This is a genomic window from Streptomyces rubellomurinus (genome assembly GCF_000961885.1).
In the GTDB taxonomy this organism is placed as follows: Bacteria; Actinomycetota; Actinomycetes; order Streptomycetales; family Streptomycetaceae; genus Kitasatospora; species Kitasatospora rubellomurina.
Genome location: NZ_JZKH01000002.1, coordinates 59,838 through 78,775 on the forward strand (window position 1 = coordinate 59,838; position 18,938 = coordinate 78,775).

An 18,938-nucleotide genomic window follows, 5' to 3' on the forward strand; every position below is an offset into this window, starting at 1 on the left:
GGAGAGGGGGCGCCCTCGAAGAGCCGAGCTACAACCTCAGTTGTCGCCGTCCTCGTCGATCAGGAAGCCCCGCATCGGCGCCGGAGCCTGCTGCATCGGCTGCGGCGGCTGCGGCCGGACGGCCGCCATCGGCTGGGTCATCCCGGCCGGCTGCATCTGCGGAGCCCCGCTGCCGCCGCCCGCCTGCCCGCCGAAGCTGGGCGCCGGCGCGTTCCCGCCGAAGGAGTTCTGCCCGCCGAAGGACGGCGTGCTGCCCCCGAAGGACGGCTGGTTCCCACCGAAGGACGGTGCACCGGAGCCCATCGCACCGGCACCGGCCGGCGCCATCGACGAGGCCGCCGGCGGCAGCGACGCGGTGGCGGGGATCCGCGGCGGGGCGAGCGAGTCGTCGGCCTGCGACTCCAGCTGGCGCAGCTGGGTCTCCAGGTACGACTTCAGGCGCGTCCGGTACTCACGCTCGAACGCCCGCAGGTCCTCGACCTTGCGCTCCAGCGTGGCGCGGGCCGACTCCAGCGACCCCATCGCGACCCGGTGCTTCTCCTGCGCGTCCCGCTCCAGCGCGTCGGCCTTGGCGCGGGCGTCCCGCTCCAGGCCCTCGGCGCGGCTGCGCGCCTCGCCGACGATCTTGTTGGCCTCGGAGCGGGCCTCGGAGATCGCCTGGTCGGCGGTCTGCTGCGCGAGCGCGAGCACGCGGGCAGCGCTGTCGCCGCCGGGGGCCTGCTGCTGCATCGGGCCGGGGCCGCCGAGCGGGCCGCCCATCTGCTGCGGCGCGCCCATGGGGCCGCCCATCGGCTGCATCTGCTGCTGGCCCATGCCCTGGCCCATCGGGTTGCCCATCTGCTGCGGGCCACCGGGGCCGCCCATGGGCTGGAGCATCTGACCGCCCATCGGCTGGACCAGCTGCTGCTGGCCGCCCATGGTCTGGTTCATCTGCTGCTGCGGGCCGCCCATCGGACCGCCGGGGGCGGCCGGGAGCTGCGGGGCGCCGGAGGGCAGGCCGAGGGGCTGGTTGCCCATCTGCTGCTGCGGACCGCCGGGGCCCATCTGCTGGGGACCACCCGGGCCCATCTGCTGCGGTCCACCCGGGCCCTGCTGGCCGGGGACCGGCGGGCCGGATATGGCGGCCGGCACCGGAGCGCCACCCTGACGGGGCGCCTCCTGCGGCGGCTCCTTCCGCATGTTGGCCTGGTTCTGCGCGGCGGCGCGAGTCGCGGCGGCCAGCTTGGCCCGCAGGTCCTCGTTCTCCCGGAGGAGGCGGGTCAGCTCCGCCTCGACCTCGTCGAGGAAGGCATCGACCTCGTCCTCGTCATAGCCTTCACGCAGGCGGACGGTCGTGAACTGCTTGTTCCGAACGTCCTCGGGGGTCAATGGCATCTCTTCACCTCAACGTGATCGTCGGCACACCGGCATCCTGTCGCATCGCTCACCTACGACTAGGGGTGCACAAGCGAGATCAGGACATACACAATGATCATCAGTACGAAGAAGGACAGGTCGACTGCCACGCCACCGAAACGCAACGGCGGGATGAACCGCCGAAGAAGCTTGAGCGGCGGATCCGTGACAGTGTACGTGGCCTCCAGGACCAGGACCATGGCCTTGCCGGGCCGCCACGAACGGGCGAACTGGAACACCCAGTCCATCACCAGCCGCACGAGCAGGAACACCAGGAAGACGAGCAGGGCGTAGTAGAGCACCGCCCACACGACGTTCATCGCGCTTCCCTCTCCCCGGTCGCGGCCCTGGGGCCGGCCTCTCGCTCGTCACCTGTCGTTGACCCACTGTTGATCAGATCCACACGTAAAGTCGTGGCCGGGTCAGCTCTGGTTGAAGAACCCACCCTCGGCGATCCGAGCCTTGTCCTCCGCCGTGACATCGACGTTAGCAGGCGACAGCAGGAACACCTTCTGTGTCACGCGCTCGATACTGCCGTGCAGACCGAAGACGAGTCCAGCGGCGAAGTCTACGAGCCGCTTCGCGTCCGTGTCGTCCATCTCGGTCAAATTCATGATCACCGGGGTGCCGCCACGGAACTGTTCCCCGATGGTACGGGCCTCGTTGTAGGTCCGCGGGTGCAGCGTGGTGATGCGGTAGGGCTCTCGTTCGTTCACTACCTTGGGCATGATCACCGGGGCGCTCTTCTCCAGGTTGTGGCGGCGTTCGGGTGTGATGGACGACACTGGGGCCATCCTCGGGGTCTCCTGCCGGATCGGCACCGCGGCCGGGACGGGCTGGGGGGTGATCGAGGAGACCGGAGCGGGCGCGGCGGCCGGCCGCGGAATGTCCTCGGTCCGCTGGCCCGTGCGGATCGGCTCGGGGTCCGCGTCGTAGTCGTCGTCGGGGTCGTACCCCTGGCCGTCGTACGTCTCGTCCTCCACGAGGCCGAGGTAGACCGCCATCTTGCGCATCGCGCCGGCCATGCTCCTGTCTCCTCCGCTTGTGGTGGACCGCCGGGCCACGGCCCTGCTCAGCGGATTCCGCAGTCCCCCCACGACGGCGCGTCAGGTCGACGACCTGTCAGAGTTCGTGGAGTGGGGGCCGCGGAGCTGCGATCCACGGTTCGCTAGCCGCCCCGAGGAGCTGCTAGATTCTGTCCTATTTTGTCCTGCAGTCTGATCTACTTACCCGGTGACGTTACCTGAGGGGTGACCTCACTCCGAGTACCGCCGTTCCGACGCGCACATGTGTCGCACCGGCGGCAATCGCCTGCTCCAGGTCCCCGCTCATCCCTGCGGAGACCATGGTGGCAGCCGGATGGGCCGCCCGTACGGCGGTTGCGATTTCCGCCAGCCGATCGAAGGCCCGGGCGGGGTCGCCGGCCAGCGGACCGGCCAGCGGAGCGACGGTCATCACACCGTCAAGTCGCAGCCCGGGCGTGTCGGCGATCGCGTCGGCCAGTTCGGCGACGTCCTCCGGCGCGACCCCGGCCCGGTGCTCGCCCTCTCCGTGCTCCTTGTCGAGCGCCACCTGCACCAGGCAGCCCAGCTCCGGCCGCTCGGCCTTGAGCACCGCCGCCGAGAGCGACTCGACCAGCCGCGGCCGGTCCACCGAGTGCACGTGGTTCGCGTACCGGACGACCGAGCGGACCTTGTTGGTCTGCAGCTGCCCGACGAAGTGCCAGTCAAGAGGAAGGTTTCTGCACTGCTCCGCCTTGGGCGCGGCGTCCTGGTCGCGGTTCTCCGCGACGTCCGTCACCCCCAGTCCGGCCAGCAGCGCGGTGTCCTCGGCCGGGTAGGTCTTGGTGACGACGATCAGCGTGACCTCCCCGCGCGGGCGCCCGGCGGCCGCGCAGGCGTCCACGATCCGGCGTTCGACCACGTCGAGGTTGGTCCCCAGTTCCTCGTACCGGGCCCGCTGGCCCTCCGTCAGCGCGGCCGAGAACTCCGCGCTCCCCGGGAACGGTCCGTAGATGTCGTTCGTCATCACTGTTCAGAGCCCAACCAGACGTAGCTCGCGAGCCGACCCGTGCGCTGCTCACGGCGATAGGAGTAGTGATCGGCGGATTCGAGGGTGCAGACCGGTGAGCGCACCAGTCCGGTGACCCCCACCGCGGCCAGCTGGGCCGCGACTCCCTCCGGCACGTCCAGGGCCGGCGTTCCCCACGAGGTCTCGGCGAACGCCTCCGGCACCACGGCGGCGACCTCGGCGCGCAGTTCGGCCGGCACCTCGTAGCAGCGGCCGCAGACCGCGGGGCCGGTGGCGGCGGTGATCCGCGCCGGCTCGGCCCCCAGTTCGACCATCGCCCGCACGGCCGCGGGCACCACGCCGGCCGCCAGCCCGGGCCGGCCCGCGTGGGCCGCGCCCACCACGCCCGCCACCGGGTCGGCCAGCAGCACCGGGGTGCAGTCGGCGGTCAGGACGGCCAGCGCGAGCGGCCGGTCGGTGACCACCGCGTCGACGGTGGGCGCCTGGCCGAGCGGCTGGCGCCCGGTCACCACGGCGACCTCGGCCCCGTGCACCTGGTTCATCCACACCACGTCGGCCGGGTCCAGCCCCAGCTCCCGGGCGGCGATCGCCCGGTTCTCCCGGACGGCCCCGGGGTCGTCCCCCACCGCGCCACCGAGGTTCAGCGCCCCGTACGGCGAAGTGCTCACCCCGCCCCACCGGTCGGTGAAGGCGAAGTGAGCACCGTCGCGTACCGCGTGATCGATCACTTAAGGAAGTCCGGCACGTCGAGCTCCTCGGCCGGGCTCTCCACGAACGGCTGCCGGGCGGGCTGCACCTGCGGCGGCACCGGGGCGGCCGCGGTGGTGGTGGCCGGGGTCTCGGTCGCACGGGCGGGCGTCGAGGACTCCCCCTCCGACCGGGACGTCACCGAGCCGATGCCGCCGTACGACGGCCGGCCGGCCGGGCGCTCCGGGGCGGCCGGCGGCGTGGCCGGGGCCGAGGCGGTGGCCTTGACGACCGGGTCGCGGACGATCGCCGGCGGCTGCCCGCCGTCGAAGCCGGCCGCGATGACGGTGACCCGGACCTCGTCGCCGAGCGCGTCGTCGATGACGGCGCCGAAGATGATGTTCGCCTCGGGGTGCGCGGCCTCGCTGACCAGCTGGGCCGACTCGTTGATCTCGAACAGGCCGAGGTCGGAGCCGCCCGAGATGGACAGCAGCACGCCGCGGGCGCCGTCGATCGAGGCCTCCAGCAGCGGCGAGGAGATCGCCATCACGGCGGCCGCCTTGGCACGGTCTTCGCCGCGGGCCGAGCCGATGCCCATGAGCGCCGAGCCGGCGTCCGACATGACGGACTTGACGTCGGCGAAGTCGAGGTTGATCAGACCCGGGGTGGTGATCAGGTCGGTGATGCCCTGGACACCGGAGAGCAGGACCTGGTCGGCCGAGCGGAACGCGTCGAGCACGCTGACCTGGCGGTCCGAGATGGACAGCAGCCGGTCGTTGGGGATCACGATGAGGGTGTCGACCTCTTCGCGCAGGCTCGCGATGCCGTCCTCGGCCTGGTTGGCCCGGCGACGGCCCTCGAAGGTGAACGGGCGGGTGACCACACCGATGGTCAGCGCGCCCAGCGAGCGGGCGATGTTGGCGACGACGGGCGCGCCGCCCGTGCCCGTGCCACCGCCTTCGCCGGCGGTCACGAAGACCATGTCGGCCCCCTTGAGGACCTCCTCGATCTCCTCGCGGTGGTCCTCGGCGGCCTTGCGGCCGACCTCGGGGTTGGCGCCGGCGCCGAGGCCCCGGGTGAGTTCACGGCCCACATCGAGCTTGACGTCGGCGTCGCTCATGAGGAGGGCCTGCGCATCGGTGTTGATCGCGATGAACTCGACGCCCTTGAGACCGACCTCGATCATCCGGTTGATGGCGTTGACACCACCGCCGCCGATACCGACGACCTTGATGACTGCGAGGTAGTTCTGCGGTGCTGCCACGTCGAAGGCCTCTCGCCTCGAGATTCCGGGTCGGTCCGACCCGGTGAAGGGGACGTAAACCGACGGATGTCGATGGGTAGGGAGCCTGGTTTCTGACTGAATGTCTGAAATGCCGACCACCGACCCCAACCCTAAACTTGACCTTTAGGGTTAGTCCTGTGCCTCCGTCACATCACCAAGGGACACAGTCTGGTGACACAGGACACTAGGTGGCCCTGGGCACGTGTTTCAACGAACACGCCGAGCTTCCCTTTTTCTTTTGAGCCTATGTGATCATCGGCCGGCATACGAAACCGGGGTGACCACCAAGGGTCGGGCCGACACTCCAAGGCGTCAACCCCTCCCTCAGCCACAGAACCTACCGGATCATCCGGACACCGCCGGCGCCTCCGGCGCACTCACGTCGAAGTTCGTGCCCTTCTGGTTCAGCAGTGCCACCAGGACCCGCGCTTTTCGGTCGTTCTGCTCCGGGCTCCCCCAGCGCACCGTCGCACCCCCGCTGAGCTGCAGTTCGATGTCGTCGTACGAGTGCACCAGCACCGAGCCGGCCCGCTTGGCCACCTCGGGCGGCAGCCCGGCGGCCACCGCCACCGCACCCTGCACGAGCTGCGGACGGGAGATCACTCCGTCCACGTCCTTCGCCTGCTGACTGAGCCGCAGCTCCACCACCGGCACGCCCTCCGGCGGGGCCGCCTCGGTGGCGAAGCTCACTCCGGTGGCGTCCACCTGGGTGAACTGGCCGTCCTCCCCCTTGACAGCGGCCGCGGCGGTACGCTGGACGATCTTCACCTGCAGGGTGTGCGGCCAACCCCGCCACACCTCGGCCTTGGCCACCCGGGGAATCGCCTCCACCCGCTGCCGGACGCCGTCCAGGTCCACCCGGGCCAGCGGTCCGCCGGCCAGGCCGCCGATCGCGTCCCGGACCTGGTCCGACGTCAGCTTGTCGTCCGTCGCGCCCTGGACGGCGACGTCGCGCACGTCCAGCACCGAGGAGAGGAACACCAGCCAGGCCAGCACGCCCAGCACCGCGGCGCCGAGCACGCTCAACACCACGATGCCCCGCCGGGAGAGCCGGAGGCGAGGAGCGGGCTCCTCGTCCTCCAGCTCGCTGTCCAGCGGGTCGGCGAGCCGGCCGTCAGCCACGGCGGCGGCCGCCGCGGTGGGCCTGGATGGCCTCGTAGACCATGCCGACCAGCAGGTCGTCGGCGTCCCGGCGGCCGAACTCGGCGGCGGCGCGGCTCATGTCCCACAGCCGCTGCGGGTCGGTGAGCACCGGCAGCACGTTCTGCAGCACCCAGTCGGAGGTCAGCTCGGCGTCGTCCACCAGCAGGCCGCCGCCGGCCTTGACCATCGGCTGGGCGTTCAGCCGCTGCTCGCCGTTGCCGATCGGCAGCGGCACGAAGGCGGCGGGCAGGCCGACCGCGGCCAGCTCGGCGACCGTCATGGCGCCGGCCCGGCACAGCATCAGGTCGGCCGCCGCGTAGGCGAGGTCCATCCGGTCGATGTACGGCACCGGGCGGTACGGCGGCATCCCGGGGACGTCCGCGACCTGCGGCAGCTCGTTCTTCGGGCCGACCGCGTGCAGGATCTGCACGCCGTACTGCTGCAGCCGCGGAGCGATCGCGGTGATCGTCTCGTTCAGCCGGCGCGCGCCCTGCGAGCCGCCGGAGACCAGCAGGGTGGGCAGCCGCTGGTCGAGGCCGAAGTACTGGCGGGCCTCGGGGCGGGAGGCGTTCCGGTCCAGGGTGGCGATGGTGCGGCGCAGCGGGATGCCGATGTAGCGGGAGTCCCGCAGCTTGCTGTCCGGGGTGGAGACCGCGACGAAGTCGGAGTAGCGGGCGCCGATCTTGTTGGCCAGGCCAGGGCGGGCGTTGGCCTCGTGCACGACGATCGGCACGCCGGCCCGCTTGGCGGCCAGGTAGGCGGGCATCGCGACGTAGCCGCCGAAGCCGACGACGCAGTCGGCGTTGACCCGCTCGATGATCTCCTGGGCGGCCCGGACGGTCCCGCGCAGCCGGCCGGGGACGGTGATCAGCTCGGGGGTGGGCTTGCGGGGCAGCGGGACGGCCGGGATCAGCTCCAGCTGGTAGCCGCGCTCGGGTACCAGCCGGGTCTCCAGACCCCTCTCGGTGCCCAGGGCGGTGATCCCGACTGACGGGTCGTGCCTGCGGAGGGCGTCCGCGAGGGCCATGGCCGGCTCGATGTGACCGGCGGTCCCCCCGCCGGCGAGTACGACATGCACCGAAATTCACCGCTCCCTGCGTGCCGGCCCCGGGGCCGGGCGCGCTGTGGTTCGTCGTCGTGGCAGCACCCGGGCCAGTCGCTTCCTGATCCGGGAGTTCTTGCTCCGGGCGGCCAGGGCCGCCTTCGCGCCCGAGGAGCTGCGCGCCAGGCACAGCAGCACTCCGATCGCGGACATGGCCGACAGCATGGCGGAACCGCCGTAGGAGAACAGCGGGAGCGGGACGCCCGCGATCGGCAGCAGTCCCAGCGCCGACCCCAGGTTGATCATGGCCTGCGCCATGATCCAGGTGGTGGCGGCTCCCGCGGCGTACCTGACGAAGGGGTCCTTCGTACCGATGGCCACACGGATACCCGCGTAGCCTAGTGCCGCGAAGAGACCGATCACCGACAGCGTCCCCACGAGGCCGAGTTCCTCGCCGGTCGCGGCGAAGATGAAGTCGGTGTGCGCCTCGGGCAGTTGCCCCCACTTCTCCACGCCGGCGCCGAGGCCGGTGCCGAAGCCGCCGCCGAGGGCGAACGAGTAGACGCCGTGCAGGGCCTGGAAGCAGGCGCCGTCCGGGTCGAGCTTGGTGATGCCGATGCAGCCCAGGCGCTCCGCGCGGTGCGGGACGGTGATCACCAGGGCGGTGCAGACCACCACCGCCACCCCGAGGGTGGCGACGAACAGCCGCAGCGGTGCGCCGACCATCCAGAGCAGCGCGAAGACCATGGCCACCAGGATCATCGAGGTGCCCATGTCGCCGCCGATCATGATCAGCGCGAGCAGCAGCAGGGCCCCCGGCACCAGCGGCACCAGCAGGTGCTTCCACGAGCCGAGGGTGCCGGTCCGCTGCTTGCGGGCGAGCAGGTCGGCGCCCCAGAGCACCAGGGCGAGCTTGGCGAACTCGGAGGGCTGGAACTGGAAGAAGCCGAAGTCCAGCCAGTTCTGGTTGCCGTTGATCCGCACCCCGATGCCGGGGACCGCGACCAGCGCGAGCGCGCCGATCACGCCGAACATCACCGGGTAGACGATCACCCGCAGCACCGCCACCGGGACGGAGGCGAAGCCGACCAGCAGGACGAGGCCGAGGATGGCCGCGATCAGCTGCTTGAGGAAGTAGTACTGGGCGGTGTGGTGCTGGTTCAGGGCGAGGATCTGCGAGGCCGAGAAGACCATCATCAGGCCCAGCACGACCAGCAGCAGGACGGTGCCGAGGATCAGCAGGTAGGGCGTGAGCGGCCGGTCCAGCCAGTACCCGACGCGGAGCCGGAAGGCCCGCAGCCGGGCCAGCGGACCGGCCGACTTGTACTTGGTCGTGGTGGCGGAGATCACGCGCCACGGCTCGGCGGCGTCCCGCTCCCCCACGCCGGATTCCGCCCTGCCCTGCCCCGCCACGCCGCCCCTACCCGTTCCTTCTCGAGCCCCTGACCGCCAGCGGCCCTAGCCGTTCGCCAGCTCCCGCACGGCCGCCGCGAAGAGGTCGCCGCGCTCGCCGTAGTTGGTGAACATGTCCATCGAGGCGCAGGCCGGCGCCAGCAGCACCGTGTCACCCGATCGAGCGAGCGATGCGGCCGTTCGAACGATCTCGGCCATCGCCACCGCGCCAGTCTGGCCCTCGGCCGCCTCGATCACCGGCACATCCGGAGCGTGTCGCTCCAGCGCCTCCCGGATCAGCGCGCGGTCCTGGCCGATCAGCACCACCCCGCGCAGCCGCTCGGCCGCGCCCTGGACGAGGTCGTCGAAGGTCGCGCCCTTGGCCAGGCCGCCGGCGATCCAGACGATCGGCCGGAAGGCGGCCAGCGAGGCGGCGGCGGCGTGGGTGTTGGTGGCCTTGGAGTCGTCGACGTAGGCGACCTCGCGGACGGTGGCGACCTCGGCGATCCGGTGCGCGTCCGGGCGGAAGGCCCGCAGGCCCTCGCGGACGGCCTTCGGCTCGACCCCGTAGGCCCGGGCCAGCGCCGCCGCGGCGAGCGCGTTGGCGATGTTGTGCGGGGCCGGCGGGTTGACGTCCTCGACGGAACCCAGCTCGGCCGCGTTCTTGGCCCGGTCCTCGACGAAGGCGCGGTCCACCAGCAGGCCGTCCACCACGCCGAAGTTCGACGGGCTCGGCGCGCCGAGGCCGAAGCCGACCGCCCGGCAGCCCTCCTCGACGTCGGCCTCGCGGACCAGCGCCTCGGTGGCCGGGTCGGCCAGGTTGTACACGCAGGCGACGACGTTGCCCTCGTAGATCCGGCCCTTGTCGGCGGCGTACGCCTCCATCGAGCCGTGCCAGTCCAGGTGGTCGGGGGCCAGGTTGAGCACGGCCGCCGAGTACGGGCGCAGCGAGGGCGCCCAGTGCAGCTGGTAGCTGGACAGCTCGACGGCGAGCACGTCGTACGGCTCCTCGGCGAGGACCGCGTCCAGCACCGAGACCCCGACGTTGCCGACCGCGGCGGTGCGCTTGCCAGCGGCGGTGAGGATCGAGGCGAGCATCTGGACGGTGGTGGTCTTGCCGTTGGTGCCGGTGACGGCCAGCCAGGGGGCCGGCTCGCCGGTGGCCGGCAGCGGCTTGCGCAGCCGCCAGGCCAGCTCGACGTCGCCCCAGACCGGGACGCCGGCCGCCTCGGCGGCGGCGAACAGCGCGCTGTCGGGGGCCCAGCCGGGCGAGGTGACGATCAGCCGGGTGCCCTCGGGCAGGCTCGCGCCGTCGCCCAGGCGCACGGCGACGCCGAGTGCCTCCAGCTCGGCGGCGCGGGCCTTCAGGCCCTCGCCGCTGCCGCCGTCCACGACGGTGACGGCGGCGCCGAGGCCGCGCAGCACGCGCGCGGCGCTGATGCCGGAGACGCCGAGCCCGGCGACCACGACGGGAAGGTCGGCAAACTCCAACTTGATCACCTGGGGATTGTTCGTCATCCGGTCCGGTATCCCGCGTAGAAGAGGCCGAGGCCGACGGCCACGCACAGGCCCTGGATGATCCAGAAGCGGACCACGACCAGGACCTCGCTCCAGCCCTTGAGTTCGAAGTGGTGCTGCAGGGGTGCCATCTTGAACACGCGCTTGCCGGTCATCCGGAAGGAGCCGACCTGGATGATCACCGACAGGGTGATGATCATGAAGAGGCCGCCGAGCAGGATGAGCAGCAGCTCGGTGCGCGAGCAGATCGCCAGACCGGCCAGCGCGCCGCCGAGGGCGAGCGAGCCGGTGTCGCCCATGAAGATCTTGGCGGGCGAGGTGTTCCACCAGAGGAAGCCGAAGCAGGAGCCCATCAGGGCGGCGGCCACCACGGCGAGGTCCAGCGGGTCGCGGACGTCGTAGCAGCTGACGGTGGCGGTGGCGGCGTAGGCGCAGCTCTGCCCGTACTCCCAGACGCCGATGAAGGTGTAGGCGCCGAAGGCCATCACCGAGGCGCCGGTGGCGAGGCCGTCCAGACCGTCCGTCAGGTTCACGCCGTTGGAGGTGGCGGCGATCATGAAGTAGGCGAAGATGACGAACAGCACGGGGCCGATCGCCCACTTGAAGTCGCGCACGAAGGACAGCGATTCCGAGGCCGGGCTGAGTCCGCGGCTGTCGTGGAACTGCAGGGCCAGGATGGCGAAGGCGAGGCCGACGATGGACTGGCCGGCCAGCTTGGCCTTGGCCCGCAGGCCGAGCGAGCGGCGCTTGACGACCTTGATGTAGTCGTCCAGGAAGCCGACCAGGCCGAGGCCCGCGGTCAGGAAGAGCACCAGCAGCCCGGAGGCGGTCGGGGCCTCGCCCGTTATCGCCTTGGTCCCGAAGTAGGCGATCAGCGTCGCCAGGATGAAGGCGATGCCGCCCATGGTGGGCGTGCCCTTCTTGCTGTGGTGCGCCTTGGGGCCGTCGTCGCGGATGTACTGGCCGTAGCCGCGCCGGGCGAGCAGCTTGATCAGGGCGGGGGTGCCGACCAGCGAGAGGATCAGGCCGATCATCCCGGAGAAGAGGATCTGCTTCATCATCGGGCAGCACCGTCCGCCAGGAGGGCCTCGGCCACCTTCTCCAGCCCCACCGAACGGGACGCCTTCACCAGGACCACATCCCCCGGCCGCAGCTGACTGCGCAGCAGCTCGACCGCCGCGTCCGCGTCGGACACCAGCACCGACTCCTCACCCCACGAACCTTCGTTCCTCGCGCCGAGTTCCATGCAGGCCGCCTCGCGTCCGCCGACCGCCACCAGCTTGGTGACGTCCAGCCGGACGGCGAGCCGTCCGATGGCGTCGTGCTCGGCCAGGCTGTCCTCGCCGAGCTCCCGCATCTCGCCGAGCACCGCCCAGGTGCGGCGGCGCTCCGGGCCCCGGCCCCCCATCGAGACCAGCGCCCGCAGCGCGGCCCGCATCGAGTCGGGGTTCGCGTTGTAGGCGTCGTTGACGACGGTGACACCATCGGCCCGGTCGACGACCTCCATGCGCCAGCGGGACAGCGCACCCGCCTCGCCCAGGGCTGCCGCGGTGTCGTCGACGGACATCCCGAGCTCCATCGCCACCGCGGCGGCGGCGAGGGCGTTCGAGACGTGGTGCTCACCGTACAGGCGCAGCTGCACGGGCGCGGAACCGGCCGGGGTGGTGAGCGTGAACGATGGCCGTCCGGTGGCGTCCAGACGAACTCCGGTGGCCCGCACGTCGGCGTCCGGGGACTCGCCGAAGTACACGACCTTCGCCCTGGTCCGGGTCGCCATGGCGCGCACCAGCCGGTCGTCCGCGTTGAGGATGGCGGTGCCGTGCGCGGGCAGCGCCTCGACGATCTCGCCCTTGGCCTCGGCGATCGCCTCCTGCGAGCCGAACTCGCCGACGTGCGCGGTGCCGACGTTCAGCACCAGGCCGATCCGGGGCGGGGTGATCGAGGTGAGGTACTCGATGTCGCCCTTGTGCCGGGCGCCCATCTCCATGACCAGGTGCCGGGTGCCGGCCTCGACCCGCAGCGCGGTCATCGGGTGGCCGATCTCGTTGTTCAGCGAGCCGGGCGGGTAGACGGTCTCGCCGAGGCGCCGGAGCAGCTGGGCGATCAGGTCCTTGGTGCTGGTCTTGCCGGCCGAGCCGGTCAGCGCGACCACGGCGGTGTCCTCGGCGCGGGCGACCACGGCGCGGGCCAGCTTGCCGAGCGCGTCCACCACACTGTCGACCAGGACGGCGGGCACGCCGACCGGGCGGGAGGCCAGCACCGCGACGGCGCCGGCGGCGACCGCCGTGTCCGCGTAGTCGTGGCCGTCCACGTTCTCGCCGACGAAGGCCGCGAACAGGCCGCCGGGGTTCACCTTGCGCGAGTCGACCTCGACCGGGCCGGTGACCAGGGTGTCCGGGTCGGCGCCGTCCAGGGAGCCCCCGACTGCGGCGGCCACCTCGGCGAGGGTCAGTGCGATCACTGCTGCTCTACTCCTCGGTCGCCCCGGGCGGCCGTGGCCCGCGCGATCGCCTCGCGCAGCACCTCCCGGTCGTCGAAGGGGCGGATCTCGTCTCGTACGTACTGGCCGAGCTCGTGGCCCTTGCCGGCCACCAGCACGGTGTCCCCGGCCTGCGCGCGGGCGACGGCGAGGCGGATCGCCTCGGCCCGGTCGGGGACGACCAGGACGGCGCCGCGCTCGGCCTCGGGCACCGCGGCGGCGCCGGTCAGCATGCTGGCGAGGATCGCCAGCGGGTCCTCGCTGCGCGGGTTGTCGCTGGTCAGCAGGGCGGTGTCGGCGAGCCGGGCGGCGATGTCGCCCATCGGGCCGCGCTTGTGCGGGTCGCGGTCGCCGCCGCAGCCGACGACGACGTGCAGCCGGCCCTTGGTGACCTCGCGCAGCGAGGCGAGGACGGCCCGCAGGGCGTCCGGCTTGTGCGCGTAGTCGACGACGGCGACGTACGGCTGCCCGGCGTCCACCCGCTCCAGCCGGCCCGGCACGCCGGGGACGGCGGCGACGCCGGCCACGGCCCGCTCCAGCGGCAGCCCGGCGGTGACCAGCGCGGTGATCGCGGCGAGCGCGTTGGCGACGTTGAACGGGCCGGGCAGCGGGACGGCGGCGTCGGCCTCGGCGCCGTCCGGGCCGAGCACCCGGAAGGTGGAGCCGGCCGGCCCGAGCTGGACGTCCACGGCCCGCCAGTCGGCCTCGGCGGCGCCGGTCGCGGAGAAGGTGGTCATCGGGATCTCGGCCTCGGCGGCGAGCCGGCGGCCGTACTCGTCGTCCAGGTTGGCCACGCCGCGGCGGGACTTGCCGGGCTGGAAGAGCCGGGCCTTCGCCTGGAAGTAGTCCTCCATGTCCGGGTGGAAGTCGAGGTGCTCGGGGGTGAGGTTGTTGAACAGCGCGACGTCGTACGCCACCCCGTCGGTGCGGCCGAAGACCAGGGCGTGGCTGGAGACCTCCATGGTCACCGCGTCGGCGCCGCGCTCGGCCATCACGCCGAGGATCGCGTGCAGGTCGGTGGCCTCGGGGGTGGTGCGCTCGCTCTTGATCCGCTCGGCGCCGACCCGCATCTCGACGGTGCCGATCACGCCGGGGCTGCGCCCGGCGCCGCGCAGACCGCCCTCGACCAGGTAGGAGGTGGTGGTCTTGCCGTTGGTGCCGGTCAGCCCGATCATCAGCAGCCGCTCGGACGGGTGGCCGTAGACGATCGCGGCCAGCTCGCCCATCCGGGCCCGCGGCCGGTCGACGACCAGCAGCGGCAGGCCGGTGCCGGCCGCCAGCTCGGCCCCGGCCGGGTCGGTGAGCACGGCCACCGCGCCGGCGTCCGCGGCCTTGGCCGCGAAGGCCGCGCCGTGGTGGTTGGCGCCCGGGAAGGCCACGTACACGTCGCCCGGGCGCACCGCGCGGGAGTCGTGGGTGACGCCGGTGACGGCGCCGCCCTCGACGGGCGGCAGGCCCAGCCGGGCGGCCAGCTCGGCGAGCGGCAGGGCGGCGGTCCCGGTCGGGCGGGGCGGACTCACGGTGGTTTGATCGGGTTTCGGCACGGCGGGAAGGCTATCCGCCGAAGGGCGTCCAGGGCCAAACCGGCCCTGCGCCGCGCCGTCGTCCCGCCCGGTCCGCTGGTTGCTCATGCGCGCTCACGGCTTCCAGTCGACGGCCAGGTTCGGCGCCTGGCTGCCGCTCGGCGGGACCTGCATGGTCTTCAGGGTGAACTCCATCACCTGCTTGAACACCGGCCCGCACAGCTGGCCGCCGAAGTGCCCGTTGACCGGGCCCTGGAGGGTGCAGGAGACGGTGTACCGGGGGGCGTCGGCGGGGGCGAAGCCGATGAACGAGGCGGTGTAGCCGTCGTAGCCGACCCCGTTGGCGGCCCCCCGGTTGGCCGTGCCGGTCTTGCCGGCGACCCGGTAGCCGGGGATCGCGGCCTTGCCGCCGGTGCCCTGCTCGTCGTCGACGACCGACTCCAGCATCGAGGTGAGGGTCTTGGCGGTCTGCTCGCTGACCACCTGGGTCCGCGCCCCCGGCGGCGTCGGGGTGTACGTGCCGTCCGGGCCGGTGACGCCCTGGACGATGCTGGGCGCGACCCGCACCCCGCCGTTGGCGATGGTCGAGTACACCGACGTCGCCTGCAGGGCGTTCATCTGCATCGGGCCCTGGCCGAAGGAGATGTTGTACTTCTCCGAGGCGACCAGGTCCTCCGGCTTCTTGAGCTTGCCCGGGGTCTCCCCCGGGAAGTTCAGACCGGTCGGCTGGGCCACCCCGAACTTGCGCATGTAGCCGTCCAGCACCTGGTTGGCCTTCAGCTGGTCGCCGTCGCCGAGGGTCTCGATCGCCTCGATGGTGCCGATGTTCGAGGACTTGGCCAGCACCCCGGCCAGGGTCAGGTACCAGGTGCCGTGCTCGACGTCGTCCTTGAACTGCTGCCCGGCCCGGACCAGCGGGTACGGCACCGTCACCTTGGTGTCCCAGTTGGCCTTGCCGGTGTCCAGCACGGCGGCCAGGCTCATCAGCTTGGCGGTGCTGCCCGGCTCGTACGCGTCCTGGAGCGCCGCGTTGCCCAGCTGGGACTGCTTGGCGCTGGACAGGTCGCCCGGGTTGAAGCCGGGCGCGGTGGCCATCGCGAGGACCTGGCCGGTCTTCACGTCCTGGACGACGACGTAGCCCTTCTCCGCGCCGGAGTTGGCCACCTGGTCGGTGATCGCCCGCTGGGCGGCCCACTGGATGTCGCGGTTGATGGTCAGCCTGATGTCGCTGCCGGGCACGGCGGGCTCGCGCGATCCGCCCGCGGTGGGCACCAGCCGCCCGCCCGCCTGGGCGTAGCTGCTGTGGCCGTCCTTGCCGGCGAGCTGCTTCTGGAACTGCAGCTCCAGGCCGCCCGCGCCCTCGCCCTCGCCGTTGACGAAGCCGACCAGGTTGGCGGCCAGCCCGCCGGCCGGGTAGATCCGCTTCTGGGTCTCCCGGTTGAACACCCCGGCGAGCGGGTTGGCGCACTCGTTGTCGATCCGGGTGCGCCCGCCCTGCTCGGCGGGCTTGGTCAGGAGCTTGCGCTGCGCCTGGCAGGTGCGCGAGCCGGCCTGCTTCTCCAGGCTCGCCTTGAGGTCGCTGATCTGGTTCTTGGCGGCCGGGGTCTGCTGGGCGGCGAGCCGCTTGTAGCGGGTCTTGGGGGTGTGCAGGTCGGCGGCGATCTTCTCCTTGGACACGCCGAGGATCGGCGCCAGCAGCGCGGCGGCCTGCTCCGGGGCGTCCGGGATGCCGGTCGACTCCGGGGTGAACATCGCCGGGTCGGCGGTGATGTCGTACGCGTCGACGGTGGCGGCCAGCGCGACGCCGTCCGAGGACGTTATCGAGCCGCGCTCGGCGGTGATCGGGATGTTCTGGTAGCGGTTGGTGTTGGCGTCGGCGGCCAGCGCGTCGGAGTCCAGCAGCTGGAGCTGCACCAGCCGCCCCGCGAACACCGAGAACACCAGCGACATCACCACGGTGATCACCCGCAGCCGGCGCTTGGGCTCGGCCAGCCGCAGGGCCTTGGGCCGCTGCGGCAGCCGCGGCTTCGGGCGCGGCCGGACGGCGGCCTGGCCCCGGGCCGGCGGGCGGCCCTCGGGGCGGCGCTGCTGCGGCGCGCGGGGGGTACGGGCGGCGGCGGCCTTGGCGGGCTGCGCCTTGGCGGCGGGGCCGCGGCCGGGCTGCGCCGACCGGGCGGGCTGGCCCTTCGGCGCCGCGGGTCTCGCGGCGGCGGCCTTCGCGGACGCGGGCTTCGCGGACTGCCCCCGGACCGGCTGCCCCTTCGCGGGCTGCGGCTTCGCGGGCTGGCCCTTGGCCGGCTGCGGCCGGCCGGTGGCGGAGCGCTCGCGCGGCACGCCCTGGCGCGGGGCGCCGGCGCGGGGCGGCTGGCGGCGGCCGCTGCCGGAGCCGTTGCCGGATCCGGAGCCGCCGGAGGGCTGGCGGGGCGTGGTCACCGGGCCGCACCCCCGCTGTGCTGCGGCTGCGCGGGCGCGGCCGGGGTCGCCGGGGCGGCGGGGTTGAGCTGGACCACCGGGTCACTGCTCGACGCCGCCGGGCTGGGCGCACCGGAGGGCGCGGCCGCCGGGGCGGTCGCCGGCGGGGTCGGCTGACCACTCGGCTGGCCGCCCGCCTGCGGCGCGGGCTTCATCGGCCACGGCTCGGCCGTCGAGCGCTTCACCGGCGGGCTGTCCTGGGCCGGCCCGGGCGTGCCGAGCACCTTGCCGCCGTTCGGGACGTCCAGGAAGGCCATCCCGCCGGCCGGCACCATGCCCAGCTCGGCGGCCCGCTTGGCCAGCGCGTCCGGCGCGGAGGACTGGTCGATCTCGTGCTGGAGGCCCTGCTGCTCGTCGGTGGCCTTGGTGGTCTGCTTCTGCAGCCGGGACAGCTCGAAGGAGCCCTCGTTGAGGGCGGTGTTCAGCGCCAGCAGCCCGAACAGCCCGCCGGCCAGCAGCACCACCACGAGCACGGCGAACGGCGTGCGCCCCCGTACCGGGCGCCGCCCCGGCCGGACCGTGATCCGCGCCCTGCCCTGCCCCGGGAGTGTTCCCCGCCCCGTCCGGACCCCACCGGCCACCGGCCCCACCGCTTTCCTCCGCCCTTCGGACCCCGCCGGGGCCGTCGTGTCAGCCCCGCTTGTTACGGTCCCTGATCCTCTCCGCCACCCGCAGCCGTACGGGCGCGGCGCGCCGGTTCTCCTCGATCTCCTCCTCGGTGGCCAGCTCGGCACCGCGGGTGATCAGTTTGAGCCAGGGCTGGTGCTCCTCCGGGATGAACGGCAGCCCCGGCGGGGCGGTGCTGGTCGCCCCGGCGGCGAAGTACTGCTTCACCAGGCGGTCCTCCAGCGACTGGTAGGACATCACGACGATCCGACCGCCGAGCGCGAGGACGTCCAGCGCGCCCGGGATCGCCCGGTCCAGCACCTCCAGCTCGCCGTTGACCTCGATCCGCAGGGCCTGGAACGTCCGCTTGGCCGGGTTCCCGCCGGTGCGGCGGGTCGCCGCCGGGATGGCGTTGCGCACCAACTCGACCAGACGCGCGCTGTTGGTGAACGGTTCCTTCTCCCGCTCCCGCAGGATCACCGAGGCGATCTTCCCGGCGAACCGCTCCTCGCCGTACACCTTGAGGATCCGGGCCAGGTCGCCATGGCTGTAGGTGTTCAGCACCTCGGCCGCGCTGATCCCCCGGGTCTGGTCCATCCGCATGTCCAGCGGCGCGTCCTGCGCGTACGCGAAGCCGCGGTCCGCCTCGTCCAGCTGCATCGAGGAGACGCCGAGGTCGAACAGGATGCCGTCCACCCGGTCGATGCCCAGCCGCTCCAGCACCTCGGGGATCTCGTCGTAGACCGCGTGCACCAGGGTGGCCCGGTCGCCGAAGCGCGCCAGCCGCTCGCCGGACAGCTTCAGCGCCTGCGGATCGCGGTCCACCGCGACCAGCCGGACCTCCGGGAACTGGGTGAGCAGGGCCTCGCTGTGCCCGCCGAGGCCGAGGGTGGCGTCCACCACCACCGCCCCGGGGCGCGAGATCGCCGGCGCCAGCGCGTCCATGCACCGCTGCAGCATCACCGGAACGTGCTTGGGGCCGGGTTCGTTGCTGGTCATGCGCGGTGGCGCCCTTCCTCGGTGCGGAGCGCCCGACGTCCGGGAGCTGCGGCCATTCTCGCCCACCGGCCCCCGGCAGCACGACGCGGCCCGTGGTCCCCGCCCGCTCGAGGGGAAGGACGCGCGCGCCCGGCACCGGGGAAGGTGCGCCAGGAGAGCACGGAGCGGGTGGAGGCCACGGGCCGCGTCGGTGGAGCCGCACCGGCCGGGAAGGCCCGGTTGACGGGCTCCGGCGGCTGTGCTCGACCGCGCCACGAACTCTATCGCGCGGACCCTGCCAGTCAATGGTCCGCTCCGGCGCACCACCCGGGCGGCGGTACGGATCACCGCAGGTCGCGGCCGTTGGGGTGGGCTGCGGGCGGCCAC

Annotated in this window: 16 protein-coding genes; all 16 read right to left on the reverse strand. The window is 72.8% G+C overall.

The window, feature by feature from the left end; all coding sequences use genetic code 11:
• Window positions 1-36: 36 nt before the first annotated feature.
• The 16 genes from VM95_RS01555 to rsmH all read right to left on the reverse strand — a co-directional run bounded on the left by VM95_RS01555 (window position 37) and on the right by rsmH (window position 18,572).
• Window positions 37-1,374: a DivIVA domain-containing protein gene (locus VM95_RS01555; protein ID WP_045692125.1), complete on the reverse strand. Its 1,338-nt coding sequence runs from the start codon at window positions 1,372-1,374 to the stop codon at window positions 37-39.
• A 59-nt stretch (window positions 1,375-1,433) separates the two neighbouring features.
• Entirely contained in the window at window positions 1,434-1,715 is a 282-nt protein-coding gene (locus VM95_RS01560; protein WP_045692126.1) for a YggT family protein, read from the reverse strand.
• A gap of 102 nt (window positions 1,716-1,817) precedes the next feature.
• Complete coding sequence (locus VM95_RS01565; RefSeq protein WP_031071810.1) at window positions 1,818-2,420, reverse strand: cell division protein SepF; 603 nt, start codon at window positions 2,418-2,420, stop codon at window positions 1,818-1,820.
• A gap of 214 nt (window positions 2,421-2,634) precedes the next feature.
• On the reverse strand, window positions 2,635-3,423 hold the full coding sequence (locus VM95_RS01570; RefSeq protein WP_078859510.1) for a YggS family pyridoxal phosphate-dependent enzyme: 789 nt from the start codon (window positions 3,421-3,423) through the stop codon (window positions 2,635-2,637).
• Window positions 3,423-4,154: a peptidoglycan editing factor PgeF gene (pgeF, locus tag VM95_RS01575; protein WP_208615388.1), complete on the reverse strand. Its 732-nt coding sequence runs from the start codon at window positions 4,152-4,154 to the stop codon at window positions 3,423-3,425. Before pgeF ends, VM95_RS01570 begins: the two co-directional genes overlap by 1 nt.
• Window positions 4,151-5,377 (reverse strand): cell division protein FtsZ, encoded by a 1,227-nt coding sequence (ftsZ, locus tag VM95_RS01580; protein WP_045692127.1) that lies wholly within the window; start codon window positions 5,375-5,377, stop codon window positions 4,151-4,153. Before ftsZ ends, pgeF begins: the two co-directional genes overlap by 4 nt.
• Before the next feature lie 366 nt (window positions 5,378-5,743).
• Window positions 5,744-6,520, reverse strand: coding sequence for a cell division protein FtsQ/DivIB (locus tag VM95_RS01585; RefSeq protein ID WP_052707084.1), 777 nt, complete (start codon window positions 6,518-6,520; stop codon window positions 5,744-5,746).
• Window positions 6,513-7,619 carry an undecaprenyldiphospho-muramoylpentapeptide beta-N-acetylglucosaminyltransferase gene (gene murG, locus VM95_RS01590; RefSeq protein ID WP_045692128.1) on the reverse strand — a complete coding sequence of 369 codons (1,107 nt, stop codon included), beginning with the start codon at window positions 7,617-7,619 and terminating at the stop codon, window positions 6,513-6,515. Before murG ends, VM95_RS01585 begins: the two co-directional genes overlap by 8 nt.
• A 6-nt stretch (window positions 7,620-7,625) precedes the next feature.
• Entirely contained in the window at window positions 7,626-8,966 is a 1,341-nt protein-coding gene (gene ftsW, locus VM95_RS01595; protein ID WP_045692129.1) for a putative lipid II flippase FtsW, read from the reverse strand.
• Window positions 8,967-9,041: 75 nt separating this feature from the next.
• On the reverse strand, window positions 9,042-10,493 hold the full coding sequence (gene murD / locus VM95_RS01600; RefSeq protein WP_045692130.1) for a UDP-N-acetylmuramoyl-L-alanine--D-glutamate ligase: 1,452 nt from the start codon (window positions 10,491-10,493) through the stop codon (window positions 9,042-9,044).
• Window positions 10,490-11,551 (reverse strand): phospho-N-acetylmuramoyl-pentapeptide-transferase, encoded by a 1,062-nt coding sequence (gene mraY / locus VM95_RS01605; RefSeq protein ID WP_045692131.1) that lies wholly within the window; start codon window positions 11,549-11,551, stop codon window positions 10,490-10,492. Before mraY ends, murD begins: the two co-directional genes overlap by 4 nt.
• A complete protein-coding gene (locus tag VM95_RS01610) occupies window positions 11,551-12,954 on the reverse strand; it encodes a UDP-N-acetylmuramoyl-tripeptide--D-alanyl-D-alanine ligase (RefSeq protein WP_045692132.1) in 1,404 nt (467 codons plus the stop codon). Before VM95_RS01610 ends, mraY begins: the two co-directional genes overlap by 1 nt.
• Entirely contained in the window at window positions 12,951-14,516 is a 1,566-nt protein-coding gene (locus tag VM95_RS01615) for a UDP-N-acetylmuramoyl-L-alanyl-D-glutamate--2,6-diaminopimelate ligase (protein ID WP_045692133.1), read from the reverse strand. The genes VM95_RS01610 and VM95_RS01615 overlap by 4 nt, the downstream gene beginning before the upstream one ends.
• Window positions 14,517-14,609: 93 nt before the next feature.
• Window positions 14,610-16,928: a peptidoglycan D,D-transpeptidase FtsI family protein gene (locus VM95_RS01620; RefSeq protein ID WP_244178572.1), complete on the reverse strand. Its 2,319-nt coding sequence runs from the start codon at window positions 16,926-16,928 to the stop codon at window positions 14,610-14,612.
• Window positions 16,925-17,440 (reverse strand): cell division protein FtsL, encoded by a 516-nt coding sequence (gene ftsL / locus VM95_RS43535; protein ID WP_063773431.1) that lies wholly within the window; start codon window positions 17,438-17,440, stop codon window positions 16,925-16,927. Before ftsL ends, VM95_RS01620 begins: the two co-directional genes overlap by 4 nt.
• A 157-nt stretch (window positions 17,441-17,597) precedes the next feature.
• The gene (rsmH, locus tag VM95_RS01630) at window positions 17,598-18,572 is read right to left on the reverse strand and encodes a 16S rRNA (cytosine(1402)-N(4))-methyltransferase RsmH (RefSeq protein WP_045692134.1); all 975 of its coding nucleotides are present in this window, start codon (window positions 18,570-18,572) and stop codon (window positions 17,598-17,600) included.
• Window positions 18,573-18,938: the final 366 nt, after the last annotated feature.

What these genes read in the sequence shown, in the direction of transcription:
- VM95_RS01570 (WP_078859510.1), bottom strand. Translation starts at nt 3,423, where the DNA reads ATGACGAACGACATCTACGGACCGTTCCCGGGGAGCGCGGAGTTCTCG.
- VM95_RS01560 (WP_045692126.1), bottom strand. Translation starts at nt 1,715, where the DNA reads ATGAACGTCGTGTGGGCGGTGCTCTACTACGCCCTGCTCGTCTTCCTG.
- murD (WP_045692130.1), bottom strand. Translation starts at nt 10,493, where the DNA reads ATGACGAACAATCCCCAGGTGATCAAGTTGGAGTTTGCCGACCTTCCC.
- VM95_RS01565 (WP_031071810.1), bottom strand. Translation starts at nt 2,420, where the DNA reads ATGGCCGGCGCGATGCGCAAGATGGCGGTCTACCTCGGCCTCGTGGAG.
- mraY (WP_045692131.1), bottom strand. Translation starts at nt 11,551, where the DNA reads ATGAAGCAGATCCTCTTCTCCGGGATGATCGGCCTGATCCTCTCGCTG.
- VM95_RS01555 (WP_045692125.1), bottom strand. Translation starts at nt 1,374, where the DNA reads ATGCCATTGACCCCCGAGGACGTTCGGAACAAGCAGTTCACGACCGTC.
- rsmH (WP_045692134.1), bottom strand. Translation starts at nt 18,572, where the DNA reads ATGACCAGCAACGAACCCGGCCCCAAGCACGTTCCGGTGATGCTGCAG.